26 protein-coding genes, 7 tRNA genes and 1 pseudogene are annotated in these 25,969 nt (G+C 70.5%); 23 read left to right on the forward strand and 11 right to left on the reverse strand.

All coding sequences use genetic code 11. The annotated features are described in order from the left end of the window. Positions 1-153 precede the first annotated feature (153 nt). From cobA to ACFXC1_RS25285, 3 genes are all read left to right on the forward strand, one after another. Positions 154-1,386: a uroporphyrinogen-III C-methyltransferase gene (gene cobA / locus ACFXC1_RS25275; protein WP_381246037.1), complete on the forward strand. Its 1,233-nt coding sequence runs from the start codon at positions 154-156 to the stop codon at positions 1,384-1,386. A gap of 64 nt (positions 1,387-1,450) precedes the next feature. Continuing rightward, the gene (locus tag ACFXC1_RS25280; RefSeq protein WP_093624585.1) at positions 1,451-2,269 is read left to right on the forward strand and encodes a TrmH family RNA methyltransferase; all 819 of its coding nucleotides are present in this window, start codon (positions 1,451-1,453) and stop codon (positions 2,267-2,269) included. Between the two features lie 10 nt (positions 2,270-2,279). Further along, complete coding sequence (locus ACFXC1_RS25285; protein WP_381246040.1) at positions 2,280-2,675, forward strand: NUDIX domain-containing protein; 396 nt, start codon at positions 2,280-2,282, stop codon at positions 2,673-2,675. Between the two features lie 250 nt (positions 2,676-2,925). Here ACFXC1_RS25285 and ACFXC1_RS25290 read toward each other — a convergent pair whose 3' ends face one another. Beyond that, positions 2,926-4,287, reverse strand: coding sequence for a protein kinase domain-containing protein (locus ACFXC1_RS25290; protein WP_381246042.1), 1,362 nt, complete (start codon positions 4,285-4,287; stop codon positions 2,926-2,928). 197 nt (positions 4,288-4,484) lie between these two features. Here ACFXC1_RS25290 and ACFXC1_RS25295 point away from each other — a divergent pair, with 197 nt between their 5' ends. The 4 genes from ACFXC1_RS25295 (at position 4,485) to ACFXC1_RS25310 (ending at position 6,809) form a co-directional block, all read left to right on the forward strand. Continuing rightward, positions 4,485-4,775, forward strand: coding sequence for a hypothetical protein (locus tag ACFXC1_RS25295; RefSeq protein WP_381246044.1), 291 nt, complete (start codon positions 4,485-4,487; stop codon positions 4,773-4,775). Between the two features lie 212 nt (positions 4,776-4,987). Then, positions 4,988-5,197, forward strand: coding sequence for a hypothetical protein (locus ACFXC1_RS25300; RefSeq protein ID WP_026178166.1), 210 nt, complete (start codon positions 4,988-4,990; stop codon positions 5,195-5,197). A 290-nt stretch (positions 5,198-5,487) separates the two neighbouring features. Next, positions 5,488-6,429, forward strand: coding sequence for a phosphotransferase family protein (locus tag ACFXC1_RS25305; RefSeq protein ID WP_381246046.1), 942 nt, complete (start codon positions 5,488-5,490; stop codon positions 6,427-6,429). An 80-nt stretch (positions 6,430-6,509) separates the two neighbouring features. Beyond that, entirely contained in the window at positions 6,510-6,809 is a 300-nt protein-coding gene (locus ACFXC1_RS25310; protein WP_318015217.1) for a TFIIB-type zinc ribbon-containing protein, read from the forward strand. A 53-nt stretch (positions 6,810-6,862) separates the two neighbouring features. Here the strand turns inward: ACFXC1_RS25310 and ACFXC1_RS25315 are convergent. From ACFXC1_RS25315 to ACFXC1_RS25335, 5 genes are all read right to left on the reverse strand, one after another. Continuing rightward, a tRNA-Val gene (locus ACFXC1_RS25315) sits at positions 6,863-6,934 on the reverse strand. 34 nt (positions 6,935-6,968) lie between these two features. Continuing rightward, a tRNA-Val gene (locus ACFXC1_RS25320) sits at positions 6,969-7,040 on the reverse strand. A gap of 34 nt (positions 7,041-7,074) precedes the next feature. After that, positions 7,075-7,146, reverse strand: a tRNA-Val gene (locus ACFXC1_RS25325). Position 7,147: 1 nt separating this feature from the next. Beyond that, positions 7,148-7,221: transfer RNA gene (locus ACFXC1_RS25330), tRNA-Cys, on the reverse strand. A 39-nt stretch (positions 7,222-7,260) separates the two neighbouring features. Continuing rightward, positions 7,261-7,333, reverse strand: a tRNA-Gly gene (locus tag ACFXC1_RS25335). A gap of 179 nt (positions 7,334-7,512) precedes the next feature. On the opposite strand from ACFXC1_RS25335, the gene ACFXC1_RS25340 reads away from it, so the two are divergent. From ACFXC1_RS25340 to ACFXC1_RS25350, 3 genes are read left to right on the forward strand one after another with little or no spacing between them, the layout of a single operon-like run. Further along, on the forward strand, positions 7,513-8,556 hold the full coding sequence (locus ACFXC1_RS25340) for a chorismate-binding protein (protein ID WP_381246049.1): 1,044 nt from the start codon (positions 7,513-7,515) through the stop codon (positions 8,554-8,556). Continuing rightward, positions 8,553-9,374, forward strand: coding sequence for an aminotransferase class IV (locus ACFXC1_RS25345; protein ID WP_381246051.1), 822 nt, complete (start codon positions 8,553-8,555; stop codon positions 9,372-9,374). The genes ACFXC1_RS25340 and ACFXC1_RS25345 overlap by 4 nt, the downstream gene beginning before the upstream one ends. A 54-nt stretch (positions 9,375-9,428) precedes the next feature. Then, positions 9,429-10,253: a GNAT family N-acetyltransferase gene (locus ACFXC1_RS25350; RefSeq protein ID WP_381246053.1), complete on the forward strand. Its 825-nt coding sequence runs from the start codon at positions 9,429-9,431 to the stop codon at positions 10,251-10,253. Between the two features lie 15 nt (positions 10,254-10,268). Here the strand turns inward: ACFXC1_RS25350 and ACFXC1_RS25355 are convergent, their stop codons facing one another. Beyond that, on the reverse strand, positions 10,269-10,784 hold the full coding sequence (locus ACFXC1_RS25355) for a DsbA family protein (RefSeq protein WP_381246055.1): 516 nt from the start codon (positions 10,782-10,784) through the stop codon (positions 10,269-10,271). 251 nt (positions 10,785-11,035) lie between these two features. Between ACFXC1_RS25355 and ACFXC1_RS25360 the strand changes: the two genes are divergently transcribed. Both ACFXC1_RS25360 and ACFXC1_RS25365 read left to right on the forward strand, forming a co-directional pair. Further along, entirely contained in the window at positions 11,036-11,482 is a 447-nt protein-coding gene (locus ACFXC1_RS25360; RefSeq protein ID WP_381246057.1) for a hypothetical protein, read from the forward strand. Positions 11,483-11,646: 164 nt separating this feature from the next. Continuing rightward, positions 11,647-11,799 carry a hypothetical protein gene (locus ACFXC1_RS25365; protein WP_019059824.1) on the forward strand — a complete coding sequence of 51 codons (153 nt, stop codon included), beginning with the start codon at positions 11,647-11,649 and terminating at the stop codon, positions 11,797-11,799. Positions 11,800-11,905: 106 nt separating this feature from the next. Here the strand turns inward: ACFXC1_RS25365 and ACFXC1_RS25370 are convergent, their stop codons facing one another. Together ACFXC1_RS25370 and ACFXC1_RS25375 are read right to left on the reverse strand one after the other, a co-directional pair. Then, the gene (locus ACFXC1_RS25370) at positions 11,906-12,466 is read right to left on the reverse strand and encodes a CGNR zinc finger domain-containing protein (protein ID WP_381246059.1); all 561 of its coding nucleotides are present in this window, start codon (positions 12,464-12,466) and stop codon (positions 11,906-11,908) included. Positions 12,467-12,742: 276 nt separating this feature from the next. Next, positions 12,743-13,156, reverse strand: a complete 414-nt coding sequence (locus ACFXC1_RS25375; RefSeq protein ID WP_004002642.1) for an SsgA family sporulation/cell division regulator — start codon at positions 13,154-13,156, stop codon at positions 12,743-12,745. Positions 13,157-13,347: 191 nt separating this feature from the next. Between ACFXC1_RS25375 and ACFXC1_RS25380 the strand changes: the two genes are divergently transcribed. The 7 genes from ACFXC1_RS25380 to ACFXC1_RS25410 all read left to right on the forward strand — a co-directional run bounded on the left by ACFXC1_RS25380 (position 13,348) and on the right by ACFXC1_RS25410 (position 20,990). Next, positions 13,348-13,824 (forward strand): TIGR02611 family protein, encoded by a 477-nt coding sequence (locus tag ACFXC1_RS25380; protein WP_381246061.1) that lies wholly within the window; start codon positions 13,348-13,350, stop codon positions 13,822-13,824. A 78-nt stretch (positions 13,825-13,902) separates the two neighbouring features. Continuing rightward, positions 13,903-13,974, forward strand: a tRNA-Val gene (locus tag ACFXC1_RS25385). Positions 13,975-14,432: 458 nt separating this feature from the next. Further along, a complete protein-coding gene (locus ACFXC1_RS25390; protein WP_381246063.1) occupies positions 14,433-15,719 on the forward strand; it encodes an ABC transporter substrate-binding protein in 1,287 nt (428 codons plus the stop codon). After that, on the forward strand, positions 15,719-16,687 hold the full coding sequence (locus tag ACFXC1_RS25395) for a carbohydrate ABC transporter permease (RefSeq protein ID WP_381246065.1): 969 nt from the start codon (positions 15,719-15,721) through the stop codon (positions 16,685-16,687). The genes ACFXC1_RS25390 and ACFXC1_RS25395 overlap by 1 nt, the downstream gene beginning before the upstream one ends. Continuing rightward, on the forward strand, positions 16,684-17,556 hold the full coding sequence (locus ACFXC1_RS25400; RefSeq protein WP_381246067.1) for a carbohydrate ABC transporter permease: 873 nt from the start codon (positions 16,684-16,686) through the stop codon (positions 17,554-17,556). The genes ACFXC1_RS25395 and ACFXC1_RS25400 overlap by 4 nt, the downstream gene beginning before the upstream one ends. A 4-nt stretch (positions 17,557-17,560) precedes the next feature. Then, positions 17,561-18,151, forward strand: a complete 591-nt coding sequence (locus ACFXC1_RS25405; protein WP_381246069.1) for a hypothetical protein — start codon at positions 17,561-17,563, stop codon at positions 18,149-18,151. Positions 18,152-18,254: 103 nt separating this feature from the next. Then, the gene (locus ACFXC1_RS25410) at positions 18,255-20,990 is read left to right on the forward strand and encodes an exo-rhamnogalacturonan lyase family protein (protein ID WP_381246071.1); all 2,736 of its coding nucleotides are present in this window, start codon (positions 18,255-18,257) and stop codon (positions 20,988-20,990) included. 7 nt (positions 20,991-20,997) lie between these two features. On the opposite strand, the gene ACFXC1_RS25415 is transcribed toward ACFXC1_RS25410, so the two are convergent. After that, positions 20,998-23,442, reverse strand: coding sequence for an SCO7613 C-terminal domain-containing membrane protein (locus ACFXC1_RS25415; protein WP_381246073.1), 2,445 nt, complete (start codon positions 23,440-23,442; stop codon positions 20,998-21,000). A gap of 65 nt (positions 23,443-23,507) precedes the next feature. Between ACFXC1_RS25415 and ACFXC1_RS25420 the strand changes: the two genes are divergently transcribed. Together ACFXC1_RS25420 and ACFXC1_RS25425 are read left to right on the forward strand one after the other, a co-directional pair. Further along, positions 23,508-23,954 (forward strand): SRPBCC family protein, encoded by a 447-nt coding sequence (locus ACFXC1_RS25420; RefSeq protein WP_381246075.1) that lies wholly within the window; start codon positions 23,508-23,510, stop codon positions 23,952-23,954. 39 nt (positions 23,955-23,993) lie between these two features. Then, positions 23,994-24,065 (forward strand) — tRNA-Val (locus ACFXC1_RS25425). 165 nt (positions 24,066-24,230) lie between these two features. Here the strand turns inward: ACFXC1_RS25425 and ACFXC1_RS25430 are convergent. Continuing rightward, positions 24,231-24,956 (reverse strand): 3'-5' exonuclease, encoded by a 726-nt coding sequence (locus tag ACFXC1_RS25430; protein ID WP_381246077.1) that lies wholly within the window; start codon positions 24,954-24,956, stop codon positions 24,231-24,233. 169 nt (positions 24,957-25,125) lie between these two features. Between ACFXC1_RS25430 and ACFXC1_RS25435 the strand changes: the two genes are divergently transcribed. Further along, on the forward strand, positions 25,126-25,692 hold the full coding sequence (locus ACFXC1_RS25435) for a DUF4365 domain-containing protein (RefSeq protein ID WP_093624554.1): 567 nt from the start codon (positions 25,126-25,128) through the stop codon (positions 25,690-25,692). Further along, a pseudogene (locus tag ACFXC1_RS25440) lies at positions 25,689-25,899 on the forward strand (hypothetical protein); the annotation flags it as partial. The gene ACFXC1_RS25435 and the pseudogene ACFXC1_RS25440, both read left to right, overlap by 4 nt. Between the last annotated feature and the right edge of the window lie 70 nt (positions 25,900-25,969).

A 25,969-nucleotide genomic window follows, 5' to 3' on the forward strand; every position in this document is an offset into this window, starting at 1 on the left:
CCTCTCCCCCCCCCCCCCGGGGGGGTGGGGCGCCCCCGCCCGGGCCCGGGCCCCCCCCCCCCCCCCCCCCTGCCCGTAAAATCTGCACGTCAGGGCCACCGCACGCCGAAAAGCACGCCGGGCAACCCGCCGTAAAAGAGGAGCCGCACCCTCATGGCCGAAAACCCCGCCTACCCCGTAGGCCTCCGCCTCACCGGCCGCAGGGTCGTCGTCCTGGGCGGCGGCCAGGTCGCCCAGCGCCGCCTGCCGGCGCTGATCGCGGCGGGTGCGGACATCCTCCTCGTGTCCCCCGAGGCGACCCCCTCCGTGGAGGCGATGGCGGACGCGGGCGAGATCACCTGGGAGCGACGCCCGTACGCGGACGGCGACTTGGCGGACGCCTGGTACGCGCTCATCGCCACCACCGACCCCGAGGCCAACACCGCCGCCTCCGCCGAGGCGGAAGCGCACCGCGTCTGGTGCGTCCGCTCCGACGACGCCGACCAGGCCACCGCCTGGACCCCGGCGACCGGCCACAGCGAGGGCGTCACCGTCGCCGTGCTCACCACGGACGCGCGCGGCCGGGACCCCCGCCACACCGCCGCGATCCGCGACGCGGTGGTGGCGGGCCTGCGCGACGGCACGCTGGTCGCCCCCCACCACCGCACCCGAACCCCCGGCGTCGCCCTCGTCGGCGGCGGCCCCGGCGACCCGGACCTGATCACGGTCCGCGGCCGCCGCCTCCTCGCCGAGGCCGACGTCGTCATCGCCGACCGCCTCGGCCCCCGCGACCTCCTCGCCGAACTCCCCCCGCACGTCGAGGTGATCGACGCGGCGAAGATCCCGTACGGCCGTTACATGGCCCAGGAGGCCATCAACAACGCGCTGATCGAACACGCCAAGCAGGGCAAGTCGGTCGTACGACTGAAGGGCGGCGACCCGTTCGTCTACGGCCGTGGCATGGAGGAGGTCCAGGCGCTCGCGGAGGCCGGCATCCCGTGCACGGTCGTGCCGGGCATCTCCAGCTCGATCTCGGTACCGGGCGCGGCCGGTATCCCGGTCACCCATCGCGGGGTCGCACACGAGTTCACGGTGGTCAGCGGCCATGTCGCCCCTGACGACGAGCGCTCCCTGGTGGACTGGCCGTCCCTCGCGAAACTCACCGGCACGCTGGTGGTCCTGATGGGCGTGGACAAGATCGGGAAGATCGCCGAGACCCTTATCGCGCACGGAAAACCGTCCGACACCCCGGTCGCCCTGATCCAGGAGGGCACGACCGCCGCCCAGCGCCGGGTGGACGCGACCCTCGCGACGGTCGGCGAGACCGCGCGCACCGAGGACGTCAAACCGCCCGCGGTGATCGTCATCGGCGCGGTCGTCACCGTAGGCCCCGAGGCGCTTGCGTAACCCCGGGTAACACAACCCGTTCCCAGCCGTTGGCACGACACCCAGGACAAGGCAGTATCACCCTGTGGCCGATCTCATCACCGTTGAGGATCCCGACGACCCGCGCCTGCGTGATTACACGGGCCTGACCGACGTAGAGCTGCGCCGCAAGCGCGAACCGGCCGAGGGCCTGTTCATCGCCGAGGGCGAGAAGGTCATCAGACGGGCCAAGGACGCGGGCTACGAGATGCGCTCGATGCTGCTGTCCGCGAAGTGGGTCGACGTCATGCGGGACGTCATCGACGAACTCCCGGCCCCCGTCTACGCGGTGAGCCCGGAACTGGCAGAACGCGTCACGGGCTACCACGTACACAGGGGCGCGCTCGCCTCCATGCAACGCAAACCTCTCCCCACCGCCCACGAACTCCTCCAGACCACCCGCAGGGTGGTGGTGATGGAGTCGGTGAACGACCACACCAACATCGGCGCGATCTTCCGCTCGGCGGCGGCACTGGGCATGGACGCGGTCCTGCTGTCCCCCGACTGCGCGGACCCTCTCTACCGCCGCAGCGTGAAGGTCTCGATGGGCGCGGTGTTCTCCGTCCCCTACGCCCGCCTCGACAGCTGGCCCAAGGGCCTGGAGTCGGTCCGCGAGGCGGGCTTCACGCTCCTCGCCCTCACTCCCGACGAGAAGGCGAAGAGCCTCGACGAGGCGGCCCCGCACCGCATGGACAGGGTGGCCCTGATGCTGGGAGCCGAGGGCGACGGCCTCTCGACCCAGGCCCTGGTGGCGGCCGACGAATGGGTCCGCATCCCCATGGCCCACGGCGTCGACTCCCTCAACGTGGGTGCCGCCGCTGCCGTAGCCTTCTACGCGGTGGCCACCGGCCGCCCCGAACTCTAGGGAGCACGGCTTGGCGCAGCGCGAGGCGATCGTCGCAGTCCTCCGGCGCGCGGACCGCGTCCTGGTCATCCGCCGCGGCCCCGACTCCGCCCGCTCCGGCTACTGGGCCCCGCTCAGCGGCAAACTCGAACCGGGCGAAACCCAGGAAGAAGCCCTGGTCAGAGAGGTCCACGAGGAGGTCGGCCTCACGGTCTCCCCCCTCGCCAAGGTCTGGCAGTCCGACACCGACGACGGCGTCTTCCGGCTCCACTGGTGGACCGCCACCGAAACAGGCAACGGCACGATCGTCCCCGACCCGGGCGAGGTCTCCGAGGTCCGCTGGGTCACCCCGGCGGAATTCCTGACGATGACCCCACTCTTCGACGCGGACCGGGAGTTCTTCGAGCGGGTGCTGCCGGGGTTGTAGGCGCGGCTGAGGCCGCACACCTTTTCGGCCCAGGCCGGCATCATCCAGCCCCAATCCAGCCCGTCCGGGCGCTTCTCAACGCGGGCCACCACAATCCAGCCCGTCCGGCGTTTGAGGACGAGGCCCCTTCAGGGCCGACGGGGGTCTGGGGGCGCAGCCACCAGGCGGGGTCGAAGGGGCGGCAGCCCCTGGGGACGGGACGGGTAGGGGCGGCGGGGGCGAAAAAACTCCACGACACCGCCCCCGCTCCCTACCCGCCGAAACCGCCCACCGCCCCGAACCGCCCATCCGCCCCCACGACACGCTGCACACCGTCCCCCGTACGCCCAAGCCCATGCGCCGGCCCCGAGCACCCCTGAGCCACCGCGATCCCGAGCGCGACCAGCAGCGTCACCACGACGAACACGAACAACCGCTGCCGCAGCAGACGCGGGTTGGCGGGCCGCCGCCCCGCACCCGTGGTCCGCGGCCCCGGCCGCCCGGTACCACTGCGCGGAGCGGGACGGCTGCCACTGCCGTTGCCGGAGGAGCGGGTGGTGTTGCGCCCAGCCGGAGTCGGCCGCGCCTGACTCGGCCGGGAAGGAACGCCGCCGCCCGCACGGGAGGGACTGCCACCACCCCGCGACGGCGGAGCCGCACCGCGCGGCGCCGGAGTGCCCTGCGAGCCCTGCGGACGCCGCCCACCCTGCGTCCGCTGCTGCTCGGGATAGCTCTCGGTGAGCCGCCCGGTGGGCCGATCGGCTTCGCTGCCACGCGGCGCGGGCGGCCGTACATCCGACAGACCCTGGGCCTCGCGGGCGGCGATCTCCTTGAGCCGCAAGGACAGTTGGAGGGTGCTGGGCCGCTCCTCGGGGTCCTTCGCCAGACAGGCGCGGACCAGCGGAGCAAGCGCGTCCGGCACCCCGTGCAGCTGCGCCTCCTCGTGCACCACGCGGTACAGCATCACCTCCGAACTACCGTGCCCGAAGGGCGAGTCGGAGGTAGAGGCATACGCGAGCGTGGCCCCGAGCGAGAACACATCCGTGGCCGGCGTGACCGCCGCCCCCCGCACCTGCTCGGGCGCGAGGAAGCCGGGCGAACCGACCGCCGTACCGACGTGCGTGAGCGTCGACGCCCCGGTCGCCCAGGCGATCCCGAAGTCGATGATCCGCGGACCCTTGGGGGAAAGCAGAATGTTGGACGGCTTGAGATCCCGGTGTACGACACCGGCCTCGTGCACCGCGACCAGCCCCTCCGACAGTGCGGCCCCGATCGCGGCGACCTCGGCGGCGCCGAGCGCACCCTCGTCGGCGACCTTGTCGTGCAGGGAGGGCCCGGGCACGTACTGCGTGGCGAACCACGGCCGGTCGGCTTCCAGATCCGCCGCGACCAGCCGAGCCGTACACCCACCGCGGATCCGCCGCGCGGCCGACACCTCGCGCGCGAACCGCGAACGGAACTCCTGGTCCTCGGCCAGATCCGGCCGGATGACCTTCAGCGCGACCCGCTGGCCCTTGCGGTCGGAACCCAGATAGACGACGCCCATTCCGCCCGCGCCGAGCCGTCTGTGAAGCCTGAACGAGCCGACGACGCGCGGGTCCTCGCGCCTCAGGCGCATCATCGCCATGTTCATCCCCGCTGCCCGGTCCGTGTGACGAGCGACAGCTTACGTTTCCACAGCCGCCCGCGCGCAAAGGCCGCGCCCTCTCGGACCGACGGATTGTCAGTGCCGGGTGGGAAACTTTGAAGGGTGGTCAGAGGCCGTGCGAACAGCAGGACTTCATATCGCCTCCGACCCCAACCAACCATCACAGAAGGGGGATTGAGCGCGTGAAGGGTGATCGCGTCGAGATAGTGGTGGACGCCGGCGACACCACACGTACATACGAGGTGGTGGCGAGCAGGGCGGGCCGCAGGGTGGAGACGGCGGTACGGCGAGGTGTCGTGGAAGTGAGCGAAGTCACCCGCAGCGGTTCCGTCGTCCGTACCGCCCGCTTCATGGCGACCCGGGTCCTGGCCCTGGTCGAGCAGCCGGTCCCGCGCGAGGACAGCTCGGAGAAGGACAGCTCAGAGAAAGCGGGGCACTCCGGACGCCCCCTCCGGGAAGACCCCGAGACCTAGGTCCCCGTCTCCACCCAGGGGAGTAGTTCGCAGGTCATTGCTCATCCTCCGGGAGGCCCGTCAATCGGTACGAGGGCATGACGACCCGCACCCGCCGTGCACCTAGATTTGAGGTCAAGCGGCGGGTGCAGCACTCGTCCCCCGAGGTCAGACACCCGCCGCTGCCAACGACAACTGAGTTCGGTCAACGGAGCACGGTCAGGAGAGGGACCATGGCCCACACGGCACCGCGGGCATTGATCCGCGAAGAGGGACGCAAGGCGTACAACGCGGCGTTCCGCACCCGCCGCACGGGCCGTCGCCACCCGCTGGTGGCGACCTTGATGGCACTTCCCCTGGCGGTCCTGCTCCTCGTCGTCTTCGACGGCTGGGAGACCGTGGCCACACAGGCGTCGTCCGTGGGAGTGATGCTGGGGCGCTGAGCGGCGACCCCAGGCCCGGAAGAGCGGTCCGGGCGGGGACATCAACCCATGAAACCCCGTGGGGACGGGGGTGCGGCGGACGGCAAAAAAAGCCGGCGCAGCTGGGGAGCTGCGCCGGCTTTGCTTTGCCCGGCGATTGTTCCAAGGGGGGAGCTGGAGCGCCCCATAGGGGCGCGGGGCTGTATCGATATGCGGCTCCGCCGCGTGGGCGCGACCAGCCCCGGCTCGCAGCAAACCACTTACCCAGCCGTACGCTCCCCTAGCAAGCCGTACGACTCAGGGGGGACCCGGTGACCACCCGCCAACTGCTGCCCGACCTGACAGCCCGAGCCATAACCGCAGCGCACACCCAAACCCCCGCCTGCCCCTGCGGAGCAACCCGCACCCTTACGGACCGCCCCGACGGCACAGTCGTCCGCCACGCAACCACGGTCGCCAAGGCCCACGCCCCCCACACAAACCCCACCGACCTCACCGCCCGCCTCACCGCCGCCACACACCTCCCCGGCATCCTCCTGCCCCCACTGGACCCCACCCCCGTCACGCTGCACGACCGCCAGGTGACCTTCTGGCCCTACGGCACCCCCGTGGACCCGGACGACCCGGACGCGGCCCCCTGGGAAGCCGCGGCCACCCTCCTCGCCCGCCTCCACCGCACCTCCGCCCCGACGGCCCTCCCACCGATGCGCGGCCCCCTCAAGGCGGTCAGGGCGATCACCCGGCTCCGCGAGACCGCCGCCGGCCACCTCGCCGCCGCCCCCGTCCTGCACGCCTGGACCCTGCTCCCGGCGTGGGCCCGCGCGGAGGCACCCCAGCCCGACACCACCACCCTCTGCCACGGCGACCTCCACCTCGGCCAGCTCGTCCGCCATCCGGCCCCCGACGGCCCCTGGCTGCTGATCGACGTCGACGACCTGGGCGTAGGAGTCCCCGGATGGGACCTGGCACGGCCGGCCGCCTGGTACGCCTGCGGCCTGCTCCCGCCCGACGAGTGGACCCGCTTCCTGGCCGCGTACCGGACGGCCGGCGGCCCGGCGGTTCCCGCCGACGGCGACCCCTGGCCCGCCCTGGACGTCCCGGCCCGCGCGCTCACCGTGCAGACCGCGGCCCTGGCGATCGTCAAGGCGGTCGCGGCGGACCGTTCGCTGGACGAGGTGGAGGGAGCGGTCGTGGACGCCTGTGACCGAATGGGTTCCGTCCCGCCCGAGTTGACGCCCGGATTCGCGAAGTAGGGTGCAACCGACCGGGGTCGGACGGAGTCTGTCCTGGGGAAACACGAAGACGTACCAACGGCCGAGGAGTTGAGCCGAGCATGCAGTGTCCGAAGTGCCATGCGCCGATGCACACGTACAACCGCAACGGTGTCCAGATCGAACAGTGCAGCAACTGCCGGGGGATCTTCCTCGACTACGGAGAGCTGGAGGCGCTGACCCGCGTGGAGTCGCAGTGGCAGCAGCCCGCCCCGCCGCCCCCGGGCCCGCAGGCCTACCCCGCCCCGCCCGCGCCCGCCTGGGGCGCCCCGCACGGCGGCGGTCACGGCGGTGGCCACTACGGCGGTCACGGCGGCCACCACCGCCACAAGAGCTTCGGCCACATGCTGTTCTCCAGCTGACCGGCACACGGAAGAACCCCCGGCCGTACGAGACGGCCGGGGGTTCCGGAGTGTGGACGATACTGGGATTGAACCAGTGACCTCTTCCGTGTCAGGGAAGCGCTCTCCCGCTGAGCTAATCGTCCTCGGGACCACGATCCGGGGATCATGGGCGGTGCGTGCGCGATACTGGGATTGAACCAGTGACCTCTTCCGTGTCAGGGAAGCGCTCTCCCGCTGAGCTAATCGCGCGGGGATCCTTGCGGACCAAGTCCTTGCGGACCAGTGGACGATACTGGGATTGAACCAGTGACCTCTTCCGTGTCAGGGAAGCGCTCTCCCGCTGAGCTAATCGTCCTTGGAGGTGGAGACGGGATTTGAACCCGTGTAGACGGCTTTGCAGGCCGTTGCCTCGCCTCTCGGCCACTCCACCAGGAGCGTAGGGGTTCGAGAAGATCCCCCACTTCCTGCGAGCGGACGACCAGGTTCGAACTGGCGACCTCAACCTTGGCAAGGTTGCGCTCTACCAACTGAGCTACGTCCGCTTGTCGTTTCCGCTCGGCTTGCGCGTCGCGGCGACGAGTTGAACTCTAGCGGATTCCGGGGCCAGCACAAAAACGCGTTTGTGCAGCGTGCTGGCCTGCGACTACGGGAACACATGGTCACGGCAGCCGCGGTGACATGGCCGGGCAACCTGTGAGACACCCGCCATAGACTCGACGGCGTGTTCCACCTCGCCCCTCTCGCCCGTTTCGGCGGCCGTGTCGCCACCGGCCTCCTCGATGTCACCAGCGATCCCGCGGCCCTGGACTCCACCGGCTTCTGGGCGGTCGCGGCCGACTTCGAGGGCCGTCTGACCTGCGCGCGCTTCAGCGACGTACGACCCGAAGCGGTCCCGGCACCCGTCCCCGGCGCCTGGCACGGCCCCGCGACCGACGCCTGGACCAGCTCCCTCGACCGCGCCGCCTACACCGCCGGCGTCCGCCGCATCCGGGAGCACATCGCGGCCGGCGAGGTCTACCAGGCCAACCTGTGCCGTGTCCTGTCCGCGCCGATCGGCCCCGACGCCGACGTGGACGCCCTCACCGCCCTGCTCGCACGCGGCAACCCGGCGCCGTACGCAGGAACGATCCGGCTGCCCGGTCACGGTGTCGAGATAGCCACCGCGTCACCCGAACTCTTCCTGCGCCGGACCGGGCGGGTCGTCGAGTCCGGTCCGATCAAGGGCACCGGGCGGACGGAGGCGGACCTGCTGCAGAAGGACTACGCCGAGAACGTGATGATCGTGGACCTGGTCCGCAACGACCTCGGGCGCGTCTGCGCCACGGGGACCGTGACCGTGCCGGACCTGTGTGTCGTCGAGAAGCACCCCGGCCTGGTCCATCTCGTGTCGACGGTCCGGGGCGAGCTGCCCGCGGACGCGGGCTGGCCGGAGCTGCTGGCGGCCGCCTTTCCGCCCGGGAGTGTCACCGGCGCCCCCAAGTCCAGTGCCCTGCGCATCATCGGCGCCCTGGAGACCGCGCCCCGGGGCCCTTACTGCGGGGGCATCGGGTGGGTCGACGCCGACCGGGGCACCGGTGAACTGGCCGTCGGCATCCGCACCTTCTGGATCGACCGCGCCGAGGGCGTGCTCCGCTTCGGCACCGGCGCCGGGATCACCTGGGGCTCCGACCCCGAGGGGGAGTGGCGGGAGACCGAGCTGAAGGCGGCGCGACTGCTCGCGGTAGCGTCGGGCGCGTACGACGTGAGCGGAGGGGCTCTTTCATGAAGATCTGGCTCGACGGCGGGCTGCAGGACATCGAGTCCGCCCGTGTCTCCGTCTTCGACCACGGACTGACCGTGGGCGACGGCATTTTCGAGACGGTGAAGGCGACGGACGGGAAGACCTTCGCGCTGACCCGCCATCTCGACCGGCTGACCCGCTCCGCACGCGGCCTCGGCCTCCCCGACCCCGACCTGGACGAGGTCCGCCGGGGCTGCGCGGCCGTCCTCGCCGCCAACCCGATGCCGTTCGGCAGGCTGCGCATCACCTACACGGGCGGCCACGGTCCCCTCGGATCGGACCGTGGCGAGCACGGGCCGACCCTTGTCATCGCACTCGGCGAGGTCGGCCGTCGCCCCGACTCCACAGCCGTGGTCACCGTCCCCTGGACCCGCAACGAGCGTGGTGCCCTCGCCGGCCTCAAGACCACGTCCTACGCCGAGAACGTCGTCGCCCTCGCTCGCGCCCACCAACACGGCGCCTCCGAGGCCCTGTTCGCCAACACGGTCGGACAGCTCTGCGAGGGCACCGGGTCGAACGTCTTCGTCGTCCTGGACGGCGAGATCCACACCCCGCCGGTCACCTCCGGCTGCCTCGCCGGCATCACCCGCGCCCTGACCGTCGAATGGACCGGCGCCAAGGAGACCGACCTGCCGCTGGACGTCCTGGAGCGCGCCGACGAGGTCTTCCTGACCTCCTCACTGCGCGACGTACAGGCCGTCCATCTGCTCGACGACCGTCAACTCCCGGGCGTGGCGGGGCCGGTGACCGCCAAGGCGATGCGCGTCTTCGACGAGCGGTCGGGCGACGACCTCGATCCGTGAAAGCCATCTCTGAGTGGGCTGACCTGGGGCTCCAGGTCGGGTAGAACACAGGTGATGACCACGACCCTGCGGCCGAACGAGCCGCTTCAGCAGGAAGCCGACGGGACGCGTTCACGTCGTTACCAGGTGTGTGTGAACAGCCGTCCTGTCGGCTCGATACGCCTCGGCACGAGTCCGTTCTTCGGCGACTCGGTGGCCCAGATCCTCGACCTGAGCATCGAGGAACCGGACCGGCGGCGCGGCCGGGGCACGGTGGCCGCGCTCGCCGCCGAGGAGGTGGTCCGGGGCTGGGGCTGCGACCGGATCGAGGTCTCCGTCCCCGCGGAGGCGGAGGCGGCGCTCAAGGTGGCGACCGCTCTCGGGTACGTCGTCCGCAACCGCCACATGGAGAAGCCGCTCGGCGACACCGCGCCCGAACTGCCCGAGGGGAGCCGGGGGCGGCCCATGACCGAGGAGGAGTTCGGCCCGTGGAAGGACCGCGGGACGGAGGACTTCGCGAAGAGCTGGACCGAGCGCGGGGTGCCCGAGGCCGAGGCCCGGACCAGGGCACTGCAGACCGACGCCGAACTGCTGCCCGACGGGCTCGCCACCCAGGACATGACCTTCAGCGTCCTGGAACACGAAGGGGTCGCGGTGGGCACGCTCTGGACCGCCTCCCGTGACGGCAAGACCTTCGTCTACAAGGTCGAGTCCGACGCCCGTCACCGGGGCAAGGGCCACGGCCGCACCCTGATGCTCCTGGCCGAGGCGCAGGGCATCGAGGCCGGTCTGCCGGCCATTCGTCTGAACGTCTTCCAGGGCAACACCCCGGCCGAGCGGCTCTACGAGTCACTCGGCTACGAGACGGTCGTCCACCACCTGTACAAGAGCCTGCTCTGAGACCTCGCCGTTTGTTCACTCGCCCCCGGCGAGCAGCCGGTCGGCGATCTCCTCGACGCGGGCGCGCAGTCCGTCCTGGCTCTTGCCGCCGTCGAGGCGTTCTCCGCCGATGACATACGTCGGGGTGCCGGTCACGCCGATGGCCTTGCCCTCGGCCTGGTCGGCGTCGACGATCAGGATGTGCCTGCCGTCGATCAGGGCGGTGTCGAACTCCTCGGCGTCCAGGCCGAGTTCGCCGGCCACCTCGACCAGGAAGGGTTCGCCCCGGCGGTCCAGCTCCTCGACCCGGCCGAGCACGGCCTCGACGTAGTCCCAGCCCCGCCCCTGCTCCGCGGCCTCCTCGGCGGCCTGCGCGGCGGCGAAGGAGTGCTTGTGCTTCTCCACGGGGAAGTGCCGCAGCCGCAGTTCCAGCCGGTCGCCGTAGCGGGCCCGTAGGGCGCGCAGATCCTCCAGCGCGGTGCGGCAGTCCGGGCACTGGAGCTCGCACCAGACGTCGAGGACGGGGGTGCGCGCGGAGGAGAGGTCACTCATGCGACCAGTCTCCCAGCCCCGGCCGTGCCGCCCCAACCGGGACCACGGGCCGCAGGCGTACGACGCCGACCGGCACCTGGGGAGGATGCGACCCGGAGATGTCCCTGATGTCCTACCGGGGCATGGCATCCCGGGGACCGGACGGTGCAGGATGGAAGGGACGAAGTGCGACCTGCCGGGCCGACGTGTCCGAGAGGGCCGGCCGACCTCGTCCGACCGAGAGTGCCCGACGGAACTGCCTGGAGGACCGGATGATTGCCGAGACCGTCTGTTCCGCCGCCTCCGCGGCAGGCCTGGGCATCGCGGCGGTCACCGCGTACCGCAAGCGTTTTCTCTCCGCCGCCCGGATCGCCGCCTATTCGCTGGTGCCCGTCGGCCTGGTGATGACCGGTGTGGTCGGCTGGGCCGCCGACACCGCGTTCAGCCCCATGGCCTGGGCGGGCTTCGTCGTACTCGGCGGTGCCTGGCTGCTCTTCACGGGCACCCGAGCAGTGGAGCGCCGCCGTGGCGGCACCCGCAAGGAGCGCAGGGCGGCCCGGGCCTCGGCACAGTCGGACGCGGTGGCGCCGACGGCCTCCGCGCCCTCCCTCGGCCCTGCCGCACGCCCGGCGACCCGGCCGGCTGCTGCCGCGCCCCGCGCCAAGAGCGGGGACGACTTCAGCGACATCGAGGCCATCCTCAAGAAGCACGGCATATGACGGCCGCACAGCGACTGAAACGACACAGAGCGAGCCGGGTCCGCCGGTAAGTGTTCAGGACACGACGCGACTCGAAACGGACATCACGGAATTCAGCGAACTCCCTCTCCTATCGGGCGTGTTGATCGCGTGAGGGGTCCTCGCTGCGTCATCATCGCGGCGAGATGCTGGACACGACACAGAGCGACGCCGCGCCGCCGAAGGACGAGCCGCGCGGCTGCCTTTTCGCCCTTTCCCAGCCACCGCTGATGATCTTCCTTGCGGTGATCGGGTGTCTGCTGCTCATGGCCTCGCTGCACGACCTGCTGATGCTGTGAGCCGTACTCGTGGTCCCCGACGTCACCCGCCGGGGGCCACGACCTCATCGAACCGGTCGCTCCCACGGCCGGGTGTGCCGGAGCCGCCGACGTCCGCTCGCGGGCCTCAGCCCGCCGCCTCCTTGCGGCGCGCCCGGTACGCGGCGACATGCAGCCGGTTTCCGCAGGTCCGGCTGTCGCAGTATCTGCGCGAGCGGTTCCGGGAGAGGTCGACGAAGGCGCGCCGGCAGTCGGGGGCCTCGCAGCGGCGCAGCCGCTCCTGCTCGCCGGCCACCACGAAGAACGCGAGCGCCATCCCGCAGTCGGCGGCGAGATGGTCGGCGACCGAGGCGCCGGGCGCGAAATAGTGCACGTGCCAGTCGTAGCCGTCGTGGTCCGTGAGGCGGGGGGTGGTGCCCGCGGCGGCGACCAGGTCGTTGATCAGCCCGGCGGCGGTCCGGGGGTCCGGCGCGGAGAAGACCGCGGTGAACCGGCCGCGGATCTTGCGCACGGCGGAGAGGTCGAACTCGGACAGCACGCCGACATCGCTGATCTCGTGGTTTCGTACGAAATCCGCGAGCATCGCGACGTCCGACAGTCCGTCCGGCGCCGCGACGTCCTCCGGTGCGGTGTTCACCAGATCCACCACGGTGTCGAGGGCACACCGGGTGTCGTGGGTGATCAGCACGTTTAGCTCCCTGGCCTGGGGGTCGGGCGGGCGCCCGCCGATGCTGGCCGATGGTAGTGGCTTCCCGGAGGGCGGCCCCTGCCTCTGTCAACGCCTTCGTGTCCCTCACGGTTCCCCACGCTACGGAGAGTCGCCGGGAACAGGCACCGCACGCACCGGCGCCGCCCCCGCGACGAATCGCGGCGACGGCGCCGGTGCCTGCCCTATGCGGTTGTCCACGCCCGAGCCGTCTCCCCGAGTTCGGACGGCGCGGGTGGTTCGGGTCGGGGCCTTGCGCTAGCTCTCCGCCAGGATGTGCGACAGCTCCTGATCCAGGTCGAAGTGCCGGTGCTCCGTGCCGGGTGGCACGGCGGCGTCCGTCCGCTTCAGGAAGGACTCCAGGGCCCGTGCGGGAGCCTCCAGCAGGGCTTCGCCCTCGGGAGAGCTCAGTGCGATGCAGACGACGCCCTGGCCGTGACTACGGGATGGCCAGACACGGACGTCGCCGGTACCGGTGGGCCGGTGGAGGCCCTCCGCGAGAAGGTCACGGGCGAACACCCACTCGACGGTCTCCTCGGCTCCGGTGTGGAAGGTGGCGTGCACGGCGTAGGGGTCGGCCGTGTCGTACCTCAGGCCTGCGGGGACAGGCAGGGATGACTCGCTCGACACAACGAGGCGCAGGTGCAGCTCGCAGCTGACCGTGGTGTTCATAAGCGCCAGGGCCTTTCGCTCAGTGTGCGCTCGGGGATTCGCACGTCGGCGAAATCGACATGCCACCTACGGTGCCGTTGTAAACCCCTCTGAGTGTTTTGCGTGCCTTTACGTAACTCTTCCGGCCGAGAGCTCGATCGCTCGGTGCGGCCATTCCGGTGACTGGTTTCCCTCGGGTAGGGTTTGTCCGTATGAATACGGGGAGTGACGGGCCGGGTGAGGTTGTCGTGGCGTCCGAAGGCATGGCTGACGAGACGCCGGACGGGACAGGTGCGGACGGGGTGCGGGACGAGCAGGGGCTCGGTTCCAAGGCACCGGAGTTCATCAAGGCGCGCCGTGCGCTGCATCTGAGCTGGCAGGTCGGTGTCTTCGTCATCGGCCTCGCGGTCGTGGCCGCCGGCATCGTCATGCTGCCGCTCCCAGGACCCGGCTGGGTGGTGATCTTCGGCGGTATGGCGATCTGGGCGACCGAGTTCGTCTGGGCCCAGCTGGTGCTCCGCTGGACGAAACGCAAGGTCACCGAGGCGGCACAGCGCGCGCTCGACCCCGCCGTGCGCCGCCGCAACATCGTCCTGACCTCGGTCGGCCTGGTGATCGTGGTCGCGCTTGTGGGCGTCTATGTCTGGAAGTTCGGTGTCGTGATGCCCTGGAAGATCAAGGACCAGTGACCCGGTGGCGGCGCTCGGGTGCCTTCCCGCGCTGGTCGGAGGCACCCGCTGACATGGGGTAATGTTCTCCGTGCGTCCGGGCGATTAGCTCAGTGGGAGAGCGCTTCGTTCACACCGAAGAGGTCACTGGTTCGAACCCAGTATCGCCCACCCGGACCGCCGGGCCGCGCGGGGTGGGCGCCGCGGGGCGGGGGGGGGTGGGGGTGTGCGGTTGGGGGGTGTGGTCTTCCTCCCCCCCGCCTGGGTCGTGGTCTCCCCCCCCGCCCCCCCCCCCCCGCCCGGCGGGCGGGGGGTGATCACGCAGGCGGGCCGTCGTCGTTCGAGGGTCGGTGACGACAAGTCAACTCCTCGTCGCCCAGGCCTTTTTCGGCGGCTGCTGCGGCAGGCCGCTTCCTGTTCGCCCGGTCGGCCGCGGGCGCCTCACCTGCGGTCTCCGCCCTGCCGCTCCCGCTGCGCGCCCGGCGGTGCCGCCGTAGCGCTCAGCCGGTCTACAAGAAATTCCTGTCCGAATCATTGACGCACCCCGAGGGCCTCCGTAACTTGTGCCAGCAAGCGCTTACTTGAAACGATTCATGCAGGTGGCAACGACGCTACGGGGAGGGCCCGTCATGGGAACCGGCACGAATGTGGAGAGGCGTACGGTCTTGAAGGCCGCCGGAGTCTCGGCGGTCACGCTGGGGCTGGCCGCGACGGCTTGCGGCGGTAACGGCGGCACGTCCGCCGATGGGACGGTGACGATCCGTTACTCGTGGTGGGGTGCCGAGGAGCGGGCGAAAAAGATCAATCAGTCCATCGCGCTCTTCGAGAAGAAGTATCCGAAGATCAAGGTGAAGACGGACTTTCAGACGTATCAGTCGTTCTGGGAGAAGTTCCAGACGCAGGCCGCGGGCGGAAATCCGCCGGACGTATTCCAGAACGCCGTCGGATTTCTTCGGAAGTACGACAAGAGAGGCATTCTGCTCGACCTCAACTCTCAGGTAAAAGCAGGCAATCTGAGCCTGGGTCACTTCCGTGCGGGTGTCACCAAGGTCGGCGAGGTCGACGGAAAACAGCTCGGTGTTCCGGTCGGCTCCAACACCATGGCGCTGGTCATCGACAAAAAGGTGTTCGAGAGGGCGGGCGTCGACCCGGCCACGGGCTGGACCTGGGACGACTACTTCAAGGCCCTCAAGACGATCCACGACAAGACCGAAGTCCCGGGCGACACGGGCTACTTCGCCATCATGTATCTGTACGACCTCTACCTCCGCCAGAACGGCAAGGCGTTCTTCACCAAGGACGGACTCGGTTTCGACAAGTCCGATCTGACGGAGTGGTGGACGGACGGATACGGCCGGGTGAAGGCCGGAATCGTCACCGACCCGAAGATCGTCGCCCAGGACGCGCCCAAGTCCTCGCTCTCCGCCGGACACGGCGCCTCGGAGTTCACCTGGGACAACTTCACCGTCCGCTACTCGGCGGAGGGCAGCAGCACCTACGGCCTCGCCCCGATCCCCACCATGGACGGCAAGCACACCGGCCAGTACCTCGCCTCCCTGATGCTGAGCGCCTCCGCCCACACCTCGCACCCCAAGGAGGCCGCGCAGTTCATCGACTTCATGGTCCACGACCCTGCGGTCGGCACGATCATGGGTTACGACCGCGGCATCCTGGCGAGCACCGAGCAGTACGCGGCGTTCAAGCCCACCGACACGGTGAGCAAGGAGATCGCGCAGTACGAGGACACCACCGCCAAGTCCGGCGTCCTCGGCACGATCACCCCGCACCCCTCCGGCGCCGACACCGTCGAGGCCGCCTTCCTGCGCATCGGCGGTGACCTCGGCCAGGGCAAGACCAAGGTCACGGACGCGGTGAAGCAGTTCTTCACCGAGTCCGAGGCAGCCTTCCAAGCCTGATGGGAACCGCCGTGACGCTCGTCAAGGACTCCGTGCCCACCACCCGCAAGGCACGCCCCGCCGCCCCCGTCACCAAGGGGCGGCGGGGCCGCCGGGAGAACCTCGCCGGCTATCTCTTCATGTCCCCCTGGATCGCGGGCTTCCTGCTGCTGACCGCGGGCCCCATGGCCGCCTCGCTCTACTTCGCGTTCACCGACTACAACCTCTTCAACAGCCCCAAGTGGGTCGGCCTCGACAACTTCACCGCGATGTTCGACGACCCTCGGTGGCGCAAGTCGGTCGAGGTCACGGCGAAGTACGTCGTCATCGGCACCCCGCTGAAACTGCTGCTCGCGCTCGGCGTCGCCCTGCTGCTGGCCCAGAGCCGCCGCGGCCAGGCCTTCTACCGGGCCGCGTTCTACGCCCCCTCACTGATCGGCGCGAGCGTCTCGATCGGCTTCGTCTGGCGGTCGCTCTTCTCCGACGGCGCCGTGGTGGACCGTACGCAGTCCTTCCTCGGCTTCCACGTCGGCGGCTGGGTCGGCAACGCCGACTGGGTCCTCTACTGTCTGGTGGCGCTCACCGTCTGGCAGTTCGGGGCGCCCATGGTGATCTTCCTGGCCGGGCTCAAACAGGTGCCGCGGGAGCTGTACGAGGCCGCCGAGATGGACGGCGCCGGTCCCTTCCGGCGCTTCTGGAGCATCACGCTGCCGATGATCTCCCCGGTGCTGTTCTTCAATGTGCTGCTGGAGACCATCCACTCGTTCCAGATCTTCGGCTCGGCCTACGTCGTCTCCAACACGTACTGCGGTCCCGCCGACGCCACGCTCGTCTACACCTGTTACCTCTACCAAAAGGGCTTCAAGGACGCCCAGATGGGCTTCGCCGCCGCGATGGCCTGGATGCTGCTGCTCGCCGTGGCACTGGTGACGGCCGTCCTCTTCTGGTCGCAGAAGAAGTGGGTGCACTACGAGGAGGACGCCCGATGAGCGCCACCACCACGAAGCCCCCGGCCCTCGGCCGCAAGCACTCCGGTTCCCTGGTCTGGCACCTCGGCGCGCTGCTGATCCTCGCGGTGATCCTCTACCCGGTGCTCTGGGTCATCGGCGCCTCGTTCAAGCCGAGCAAGGACATCATCAACAGCCTCCAGCTGTTCCCGGGTCACCCGATCCTGTCCAACTTCAAGGGCCTCGCCGACGGCATAGCCGACATCAAGATCTGGACGTTCTTCGAGAACTCCCTTTTCTACGCTCTCGGTTCGGTCGTCGGCATCCTGGTCTCCTGCTCCCTGACGGCGTACGCGTTCGCCCGCATCAGGTTCGCGGGCCGCAACCTGCTCTTCTCCCTGATGATCGGCACGCTCCTGCTGCCGTACCACGTGCTGCTGATCCCGCAGTACGTGATGTTCCAGAAGCTCCAACTGGTCAACACCTACGTCCCGTTGCTCATCGGCAAATACCTGGCGACCGAGGCCTTCTTCGTCTTCCTGATGGTGCAGTTCATGCGGAACCTGCCGAAGGAACTGGACGAGGCCGCCCGCCTCGACGGCTGCGGGCATCTGCGGATCTACTGGTCGATCGTGCTGCCGCTGTGCCGGCCGGCCCTCATCACCAGCGCGATCTTCACCTTCATCAACGCCTGGAACGACTTCATGGGCCCGCTGATCTACCTCAACGAACCGGGCAAGTACACCGTCTCGTTGGGCCTGATGATGTTCCGCGACTCGGACGGAGTGGCGGCCAACTACGGTGGAATGATCGCGATGTCGCTGGTCGCGCTGCTGCCGGTGCTGCTGTTCTTCCTCGCCTTCCAGCGGTACCTGATCGACGGTATGGCGACCTCCGGACTGAAGGGCTGAGACGGTGGCCGAAGCGCGTGTGAAGGCACGCAAGGAATCGGTCTTCGCCGAGCGGTTCGGGGTGTTCGCCGAATGTCTGCTCACCGGGGTGTGGATCGCCGTCGCGTCGGCGGGAGTTGTCACCTATCCAGCCGCGTTCGCCGCCGGGGCGAGGCACTTGAGGCGCCGTACCGGTCATGTGGGCGGCGGCTGGCGGGAGTTCGGCGCGGACTTCCGGGCGGCGGTGCGCGGCGGGTGGGTCGTCGGGCTCGCGGGGTGGGGTGCGGGGGCCGCCGTGTGGGTGGACGTCCAGGCCGTGCGCGCCGGGCTGCCCGGTGGGCCGCTCGTCGGTGCCGTCGGTGTCTTCGCGCTGCTCGGGATCGTCGTCGCCGGGATGCGCGCGGCGGCGGTCTGGGCACCGGGGGACACCTGGCGTGCCCTGCTCGCCGAGGCCGGCCGCCGTACGGTCCTCGACCCGGCCGGTTCCTTCCTGCTCGTCGGCGGACTGGTCCTCGTCGGCTGCTCCGCCCTGCTCATCGCACCGCTGGCGATCCCCGTGCTGGGGGCCGTCGCCGCGGCGGCCGTCGCGGTGGAGGAGCGGTACCGGCACCGCTGACGGGCGGTTCTACGGCAGCGGACCGACCGCTGCCGCATCTTTCTCTGTCATGCCCCTGACCAGACGGACCGGAAGAAAGCTTCCCGCACGGAAAGGAAAGGCCATGTCTCCCATTCCCCGCAGGTCCCTCCTCAAGGCCGCCGCTGCCGCCGGAGCCGCCGCGCAGTTCAGCTGGGCGCTGGGGGCGAAGGACGCCCAGGCCGCGCCCAGAGCCGCGGCGGCCGACGACGGTCCGGTGACCCTCGACTGGCTGGAGGACGGCGGTCTCGGCGCCGCGCCCGGTTCGACGGTCGGTGTGCCGTGGCCGATGGGCACCTACCAGGAGGACCAGGCGTTCGCGCTGACGGATGCCGGGGGCACGGCCGTTCCCGTGCAGTCCTGGCCGCTCGCCTACTGGCCCGACGGATCCCTCAAGTGGACCGCGCACGCGGTGAGTTCGGGCTCCGGCAAGCTCACCCTCACTGCCGGGGACACGGCCGCCCCCGAAAAGAAGGTCACGGTCGACAAGAGCGGCGGCACCATCGACGTGTCGACCGGGGTCATCACCACGAAGATCGGCAAGAGCGGCTCCACCATCGTCAAATCGGTCACCCGGGGCGGCACCGAGATCGCGAAGAACGGCCGGCTCGTCCTTATCCGCCAGCCCGAGATCGAGGACGAGGACCAGGGCGCGGTGAAGACCGAGCGCTTCGACGGCGTGATCGGCGAGGTCACCGTCGAACAGAGCGGCCCGGTGAGGGCGGTGGTCCGCATCGACGGCAAGCACCGCAAGGGCGGCCGGAGTTGGCTGCCGTTCTCGATCCGCCTCTACTTCTACGCGGGCGCCGACTCCTTCCGCATGGTGCACACGATCACCTTCGACGGCACGGTGGAGCCCGGCAAGGCCAGCGGCGACTTCATCCGCGGGCTCGGCGTCCGCTTCACCGTGCCGATGCGGGACGCGGCCTATGACCGCCACATCCGCATCGGTGGCGAGGGAACTGGCCTGCTGCGCGAGGCGGTTCAGGGCATCACCGGGCTGCGCCGCGACCCGGGCGCGAGCGTCCAGGCGGCCCAGTACGCGGGCCAGAAGCTCGCCGACCCGTCCACCTGGGACCAGCGGGTCACGACCCGCCTCCAGTACATCCCCAAGTGGGGCGACTACACCCTCTCCCAGCTCTCCGCCGACGGCTTCACCCTGCGCAAACGAACCACCAAGGGCTACGGCTGGATCCCCGCCGGCGGTGGCGGACACGCCTCCGGGTTCGGGTACGTCGGCGGGGCGAGCGGCGGATTCTCCTTCGGGCTGCGGGACTTCTGGGAGAAGTTCCCCGCGCAGCTCGACATCCGCGACGCCCACACCGACGAGGCCGAGGTCACCCTCTGGCTCTGGTCGCCCGAGGCCCAGCCGATGGACCTGCGCTTCTACCACGACGGGATGGGCCAGGACACGTACGCCGAACAGCTCCAGGGCCTCGAAATCACCTACGAGGACTACGAGCCCGAGTTCGGCACCCCGTACGGCATCGCCCGCACCTCCGAACTCCTCTTCTGGGCCAACGAGTCGACGCCGACCCCCGAGACCCTCGCCCAACAGGTCGAAGCGGTAAGGGTGTTGCCCCAACTGGCCGCCCCGCCCGCGCAGTTGATCAAGTCCAAGGTGTTCGGCCCCGGCCTCTACTCCGAGCCCGACCGCTCCACGGCCGCCAAGGCGAAGATCGAGGACCACCTCGACTTCCTCTTCACCTACTACAAGGACCAGGTGGCGCAACGCCGTTGGTACGGCTTCTGGGACTACGGCGACTTCATGCACTCGTACGACACCGTGCGCCACCAGTGGCGGTACGACGTCGGCGGCTACGCCTGGGACAACTCGGAGCTGTCGCCGGACATCTGGCTGTGGTTCGCGTACATCCGCTCGGGCCGCTCGGACATCTTCCGCTTCGCGGAGGCGCTCACCCGGCACACCGGCGAGGTCGACGTCTACCACCTCGGTCAGTGGGCCGGCCTGGGCACCCGGCACGGCGTCCAGCACTACGCCGACAGCGCCAAGCAGCAGCGCATCGCCAACACCACCTACCGGCGCTACTACTACTTCCTCACCGCGGACGAACGCGTCGGCGACCTCATGGCGGCCAACGTCGACTCCGACGAGACGTTCCTCGTCCTCGACCCGATCCGCAAGATCCGCACCGCGCCGTACACGCCCGACCGGCACGCCCTGTCGATCGGATTCGGCACGGACTGGAGCGGTTTGGTGTCGGCGTGGCTGACCGAGTGGGAGCGCAAGGGCCCCAAGTGGGAGAAGGCCAAGGCGCGCGTCCTGTCCACGATGGAGACAATCGCCGCCCAGCCCAACGGATTTGTGCAGGGGAGTGGGCTCTACGACCTCGACACCGGCAAGTTCGCCGTCGCCTCCGCGCCCGTGGTCTCCGTCTCGCACCTCTCGGCGGTCTTCGGCCTCAACGAACTCTGCGCGGAGCTGATCTACCTCGTCGACATGCCCAAGTTCAAGGAGGTGTACATGGATTACTGCCGCTACTTCAACGCCTCCAAGACGGAACAGGCGGCACGCTACGGCTCCAACTTCGGCACCCTGCTGCTCTTCCAGGGCCACTCACGCCTCGACGCCTACGCCGCCGTACAGCTCGACGACGCGACGCTCGCCAAGCGGGCCTGGACGAAGTTCTACAGCTCCGACGGCTATATGGAGACCTCGCCGTGGAAGACGGAGGCGCTGAACGGCCCGGTCACCCTCGTCCCGGGCAGCGAGGCCGCGTGGGTGTCCTCGAACGACACCGCGCTGTACGGCCTCGCCGCCATCGAGAACCTGGCGCTGCTCGGCGACAAGATGCCATAGCGCAGGGCTAGTTCATCCTCCCCAGGACCTCCCGTACCCGCCGGGCGTCCCGGATCCGCTGCTCGTAGGTCGCGCCGAGTGCGAGCAGCAGGAGTCCGGCGAGGGCGGGAGGTGCCCAGCGGGGGAGGGCACCGATGGCTTGGGCGATGTACGGGGCCAGTTCATGCAGCGCGTCCAGGATGAGGGTGGTGCCGCCGAGGACGAGGGGGGCCTGCAGGCGGTGCCGGGCTCCGAGCAGGGTGACGGCCAGCGCGGCCGTGCCCAGCAGCAGTGGGCGGGTCCAGTGCGGGTCCGTCCAGGCCGCGAGGAGGCTCGGTGCGAGCGTGACGGTGAGCCCGGGGCCGTAGGCCGTCCAGGACGTGGCGCTCGGGTCGCGGCGCCTGCGCAGCGCGCCGACGAACAGCGCGGGGACGGTCACCGGCAACGTGTACGCCTCGGGGTTGGAGACGTCCCACGCGGCCAGCCGCACCCAGGTGGCGAGGACGAAGAGGGCGGCGGCCGCGTAGCCGAGGCTCCTGCGGTCGGGGCGCACCGCCGTGCCTGCCGCGATCACCCCGCACAGGGCCAATACCACTGCCAGCACGGGCAGTTCGGCCGTCGCGAGATCGATCGCGATCAGTGCCGCCGCGACCCCCGTGATCTCGACCGCCTTCGTGGTGCCCGGATCGGTGACGCGTGCCGCGAGCAGTGCGGCGGTCGCCGGTACGAGCAGCACCAGCAGTGCGATGTGCTGGGGCTGCCAGTCGAGGGAGGCGCCCACCGCGCAGGCGAGGGCCGTTGCGTAGCCGAGGGAGGCGGCGGCTGACGCCGGTGCAAGGCGCCCGCGCCAGGCGGCTGCCGCGAACACGGCGGTCAGCGACGAGAGGACGGCGAGGGTGGCGGGCTCGGCGGCCAGGGCGAGGCAGGCGAGGGTGAGGGAGGTGACGAGGGCGAGCGTGGTGGCCATGCGGTGCCTGAGGGCGAGCAGGGCCATGACCGTGCCCCCGTACACCAACAGGCCGATTTCGTACGGCAGTTGTAGCGCGGTCGGGAGGGTGAGTGCCGTCGCCCAGGTCAGGGTGAGGGCGGCGGTCAGTGCCTGGGGGCGCCACTCGGCGGTGCGGACCGTGAGGGCCAGCACGGCGGCAACCGCTAGCAGGGTCAAGGGAGTTGCGGTCGCATGTGCCGGCCAGAAGGTGTCCGTCGCCGCCGCTTCACGGGCGTTGCCGGGTGCGCCGGACCACGCACGGGACAGCCAGGCGGCCGGGCCGAGCAGCGTGACGCCGACGGCGGGCAGCGTCCACAGCACCGCGCTCGCCTGCACAACGCCGGAGGCCCAGCCGAGGCCTGCGCGTACGGGCTCGGGGAGTCGCCCCCGAACCAGTGTCAACAGAGCGATTCCGCACGCCAGATAGCCGGGAACCGTCCAGTCGGCGGGCAGCGAGGCGCGCAGCAGTCCGCCGAGCGCGGCGACCACGAACAGGCCGCCCGCCGCTGCCGTACTCGTCCGGAGACCACGGCCCGAAGCGAGCCACGCGGCGCCGAACGCGCCCGCCGCCGCGAGAGTGAAGAGCGCCGCCGCACGGGCGGCGGCGCCCGGACCGGCCGCATCCAGAGAGATGAGGCCGGTCGCCAGCACGCCCCAGCCACCCATGCCGAACGCACCGCAGGCGGCGACGAAACGAACGGCCTTCGGAGTGACCCGGAGCGCGACAACCATGTCGATCACGGCGGTCAGCAGCACCGCCGCCGTGATCGTACGAGGGCCCCCGCCGGCCGCGATCGCCCAGAGGAGCAAGGGGAGTTGGGCGACCGCGAGCGCGGCAGGGAGGGGGAGGAGAAGGGTCGGTGAGGCGGGTGCGGTGGTCGGGGTGGTCGGGTCGGTGCGGGTGGCGGCCGGGCGGGGGAGTGCCGCCGTCCCGAGGTCGTACGCCGTCCACACCACCGCGAGAACCGCCGACGCGGCGGCCGCGAACGAGACGCCGTCCCCGTCCGGGAAGGCGACCTCGTGCAGCGCGTAGGTGTCCAGCGCCGTCAGGACGAGACCGATGCCCGCGATCGACTCGGCCGTGGAACGCAGGCCCCGCCGCAGCAGCGCCACGGGTGCGCCGAGCGCCGCCAGGGTCACCGCGCCGAGCACCAGCGCCCGGCCCGTGATCCCCATGCTCCCCCAGCTGACCAGCGTGAACGCCGTCGCGGCGAGGGCGAGCAGAATGCCGCCCAGCACGAGCAGCAGGTTCTGCACGCCGGGTGCGGTGGCCTCGCGGCGGGGCGGCGCGGCCGGCAGCGGCGGCGGCACGGGCGCGGACCAGGTGGGCTGAAGCACGGTCAGCAGCCAGGCCCTGCGGTGCAGCAACTGCGCACGGCGGGCATCCAGTTGGCGCAGCTCGGCATCGAGGAGCTGCAACTCCACGGCCGGTGGCGGAATGTGCGTCATAACTCGGAGTGTGGCGCCGGTCACGCCGTACGGCATGAGTACGGGTACTCAAACACCGCCGGTCGGCGGGAGACGGGCCGCCCAGCGGGCAGACTCCCGCCATGGACTGGACCCATTACCGCTTCCGCGCCCGATGGGTGCTGCCCCCGCCGCCCGCCGTCGTCTACCCGGTCCTGGAGCGGGCCGAGGAGTATCCGCGCTGGTGGCCGCAGGTGCGTGAGGTCGACCAGCTCGACGACACCACCGGTGTCATCCGCATACGGGCGAGCCTGCCGTACGCGCTGACCTTCACCGCGCGCGAAGTGCGGCGCGACCCGGCCGCCGGGGTGCTGGAGATCGAGATGACCGGCGACCTGGAGGGCTGGGCGCGCTGGACGCTCACGGCCGACGGCTCCGGCACGCTCGCCCGCTACGACCAGGAGGTCGACCTGAACCGGCCGCTGCTCAGGTGGTTCGCCGTACCAGGGCGGCCGGTGTTCCGGCTCAACCACGCGCTGATGATGCGGGCCGGACGGCGCGGGCTGCTCGCCCACCTGGAAGCGGTTTGAAGGAAACCGGCGGGGGCCTGTATTGTTCAGTCCGTTCCCGGGCGATTAGCTCAGTGGGAGAGCGCTTCGTTCACACCGAAGAGGTCACTGGTTCGAACCCAGTATCGCCCACCGGGGAAAACCGGTCCGCGTCGGCGGGCCGGTTTTTTCGTGTCTCGGGCGCGCCGCTGCATCCGTCAACGCGGGCTGGGATGGCCTCTCCTGGAAGTTGGACAAGTGGCGCGGCTGGGACCGGCGGTGGCTCCTGGTGAGGTGTGGGGGCGCGCCCCCACACCGTCAGGCCGCTTCGGCCAGGCCCGGCCGGAGTGGCCAGTCCGTGCTCACCACCTCCGGTGTGCCGCTGCGCGTGAACCACGCCTGAAGTCCCCGGGCCTGCGCCGCGTGCCACGTCGACTGCAACGTGTGCAGTTCGGCGGGGGTCAGGCGCTCCAGCCGGGTCGCGAAGCGGCGGCCCAACGCCCGTACGACCTCCAGGGAGGCCAGCGCGTCCGCGCCCGCGTCGTGCGCGCCGTCCAGCGTGACGCCGTAGTGCGCGCACAGGTCGGTGAGGGTGCGGCGGCCCTTGCGGTAGCGGTCCAGGTGCTTGTCGAGGACCCGGGGGTCCAGCACCCGCAGCGCCGCCGACTCGAACCAGTTGTCCAGCGAGGACGCGCGGTGCCGGCGCAGCTCGCGGTCCAGCAGGGTCAGGTCGAACGGTGCGTTCATGACCACCAACGGGCGTCCCATGGCCGCCTGTTCGGCCAGCTCGTCGGCTATCTCGTGCATCACAGGCGCGGGCCAGCGGCCGTTGCGCTGAAGATGCTCATCCGTCAGTCCATGGATCGCCGTCGCCCCGGCGGGCACCGGCACCCCCGGGTTCACCAGCCACCGGGAGACCCGGGGACGGGTGCCGGGGGCGTCCTGGACGACGACGGCGGCCGACACTATGCGGTCGGTCTCGACATCCACGCCCGTGGTCTCCGTGTCGAACGCGGCCAACGGGCCCTCGTACCAGCACGTCATACGTACACAACTCCTCGTTCACCCACGGCAGCTGACGTACCGTCTTCTGCCTGTTTGGTGATACCCGTGCTGTTTGCGCCGTACGCCGGAAGGACACAACAGGAGTACGGGTCTTTGCAGTTCAGCGGCCCGATACGGGGAAACACTTGGCGTGGAAGGCGAATTGGTCATGGTGATAGCGCAGCCCGAGCGGGGCGGGCTGCTGCCCGAACGGACGGCACCCCATCGCGGATCGCTCGCCACCACCGCCTGCATGGAAACCTTGCAGGTGGGCTATCTGCACGCCGTCGCCGCGGCGGCCGGCTGCTCGCTGTCCCAGCCCTTTCCGGACAACGGCATCGACTGGCACGTCAGCCACGGCTCGCCCGGACACACGGTCGACGACGAGGTCACCATCAAGGTGCAGCTCAAGTGCACCTACCAGATCCCGCCGAACCCGCCGGGACGCTCCTTCTCCTTCACGCTCGACAACGACCACCTGCGCAAGCTCGCCCGCACCCCGGTCTCGGTGCACAAGATCCTGGTCGTGATGCTCGTCCCGCGTTCCCAGGACGACTGGCTGCGCGCCAGCCACGACCGGCTCGACCTGCGGCACTGCTGCTACTGGGTCAACCTCGCCGGTCACGCGATCACCGGCCGGACCCGGACCACCGTGCGGATACCCACCGCGCGCATCTTCGACGACCGGGCGCTGTGCGAGATCATGACGCGCGTCGGGACGGGAGGCAGGCCATGAGGGACCGCTCGGTCGAGGAACACCTGAGGCAGGTACGGCCGCATCCCGACGACCATGGCGTCACCGGCTGGGAGCGTCCCCCCGAGCCCGACCGGGTCGACCCCGCCGTCCTCGGCGCCCTGCTGCGCCGGCACGGCTGGCAGCGGCGCGGCGGCGCCCCCGGACGCTACGGCCGCTGGACCCCACCCGGGCCCGGCGGGCGGGGGGGGGGCGGCGCCCGCGGGCGCGCCCGCCGGCCGCCCCCCCCCCGCGCGCCCCCCCCCGCCCCCGGGGCCGC

Source organism: Streptomyces hokutonensis (genome assembly GCF_042751305.1).
GTDB lineage: Bacteria > Actinomycetota > Actinomycetes > Streptomycetales > Streptomycetaceae > Streptomyces > Streptomyces hokutonensis_A.

What these genes read in the sequence shown, in the direction of transcription:
- cobA (WP_381246037.1), top strand. Translation starts at nt 154, where the DNA reads ATGGCCGAAAACCCCGCCTACCCCGTAGGCCTCCGCCTCACCGGCCGC.
- ACFXC1_RS25290 (WP_381246042.1), bottom strand. Translation starts at nt 4,287, where the DNA reads ATGAACATGGCGATGATGCGCCTGAGGCGCGAGGACCCGCGCGTCGTC.
- ACFXC1_RS25300 (WP_026178166.1), top strand. Translation starts at nt 4,988, where the DNA reads ATGGCCCACACGGCACCGCGGGCATTGATCCGCGAAGAGGGACGCAAG.
- ACFXC1_RS25310 (WP_318015217.1), top strand. Translation starts at nt 6,510, where the DNA reads ATGCAGTGTCCGAAGTGCCATGCGCCGATGCACACGTACAACCGCAAC.
- ACFXC1_RS25345 (WP_381246051.1), top strand. Translation starts at nt 8,553, where the DNA reads ATGAAGATCTGGCTCGACGGCGGGCTGCAGGACATCGAGTCCGCCCGT.
- ACFXC1_RS25350 (WP_381246053.1), top strand. Translation starts at nt 9,429, where the DNA reads ATGACCACGACCCTGCGGCCGAACGAGCCGCTTCAGCAGGAAGCCGAC.
- ACFXC1_RS25355 (WP_381246055.1), bottom strand. Translation starts at nt 10,784, where the DNA reads ATGAGTGACCTCTCCTCCGCGCGCACCCCCGTCCTCGACGTCTGGTGC.
- ACFXC1_RS25360 (WP_381246057.1), top strand. Translation starts at nt 11,036, where the DNA reads ATGATTGCCGAGACCGTCTGTTCCGCCGCCTCCGCGGCAGGCCTGGGC.
- ACFXC1_RS25365 (WP_019059824.1), top strand. Translation starts at nt 11,647, where the DNA reads ATGCTGGACACGACACAGAGCGACGCCGCGCCGCCGAAGGACGAGCCG.
- ACFXC1_RS25375 (WP_004002642.1), bottom strand. Translation starts at nt 13,156, where the DNA reads ATGAACACCACGGTCAGCTGCGAGCTGCACCTGCGCCTCGTTGTGTCG.
- ACFXC1_RS25380 (WP_381246061.1), top strand. Translation starts at nt 13,348, where the DNA reads ATGAATACGGGGAGTGACGGGCCGGGTGAGGTTGTCGTGGCGTCCGAA.
- ACFXC1_RS25390 (WP_381246063.1), top strand. Translation starts at nt 14,433, where the DNA reads ATGGGAACCGGCACGAATGTGGAGAGGCGTACGGTCTTGAAGGCCGCC.
- ACFXC1_RS25395 (WP_381246065.1), top strand. Translation starts at nt 15,719, where the DNA reads ATGGGAACCGCCGTGACGCTCGTCAAGGACTCCGTGCCCACCACCCGC.
- ACFXC1_RS25400 (WP_381246067.1), top strand. Translation starts at nt 16,684, where the DNA reads ATGAGCGCCACCACCACGAAGCCCCCGGCCCTCGGCCGCAAGCACTCC.
- ACFXC1_RS25410 (WP_381246071.1), top strand. Translation starts at nt 18,255, where the DNA reads ATGTCTCCCATTCCCCGCAGGTCCCTCCTCAAGGCCGCCGCTGCCGCC.
- ACFXC1_RS25415 (WP_381246073.1), bottom strand. Translation starts at nt 23,442, where the DNA reads ATGCCGTACGGCGTGACCGGCGCCACACTCCGAGTTATGACGCACATT.
- ACFXC1_RS25420 (WP_381246075.1), top strand. Translation starts at nt 23,508, where the DNA reads ATGGACTGGACCCATTACCGCTTCCGCGCCCGATGGGTGCTGCCCCCG.
- ACFXC1_RS25430 (WP_381246077.1), bottom strand. Translation starts at nt 24,956, where the DNA reads ATGACGTGCTGGTACGAGGGCCCGTTGGCCGCGTTCGACACGGAGACC.
- ACFXC1_RS25435 (WP_093624554.1), top strand. Translation starts at nt 25,126, where the DNA reads ATGGTGATAGCGCAGCCCGAGCGGGGCGGGCTGCTGCCCGAACGGACG.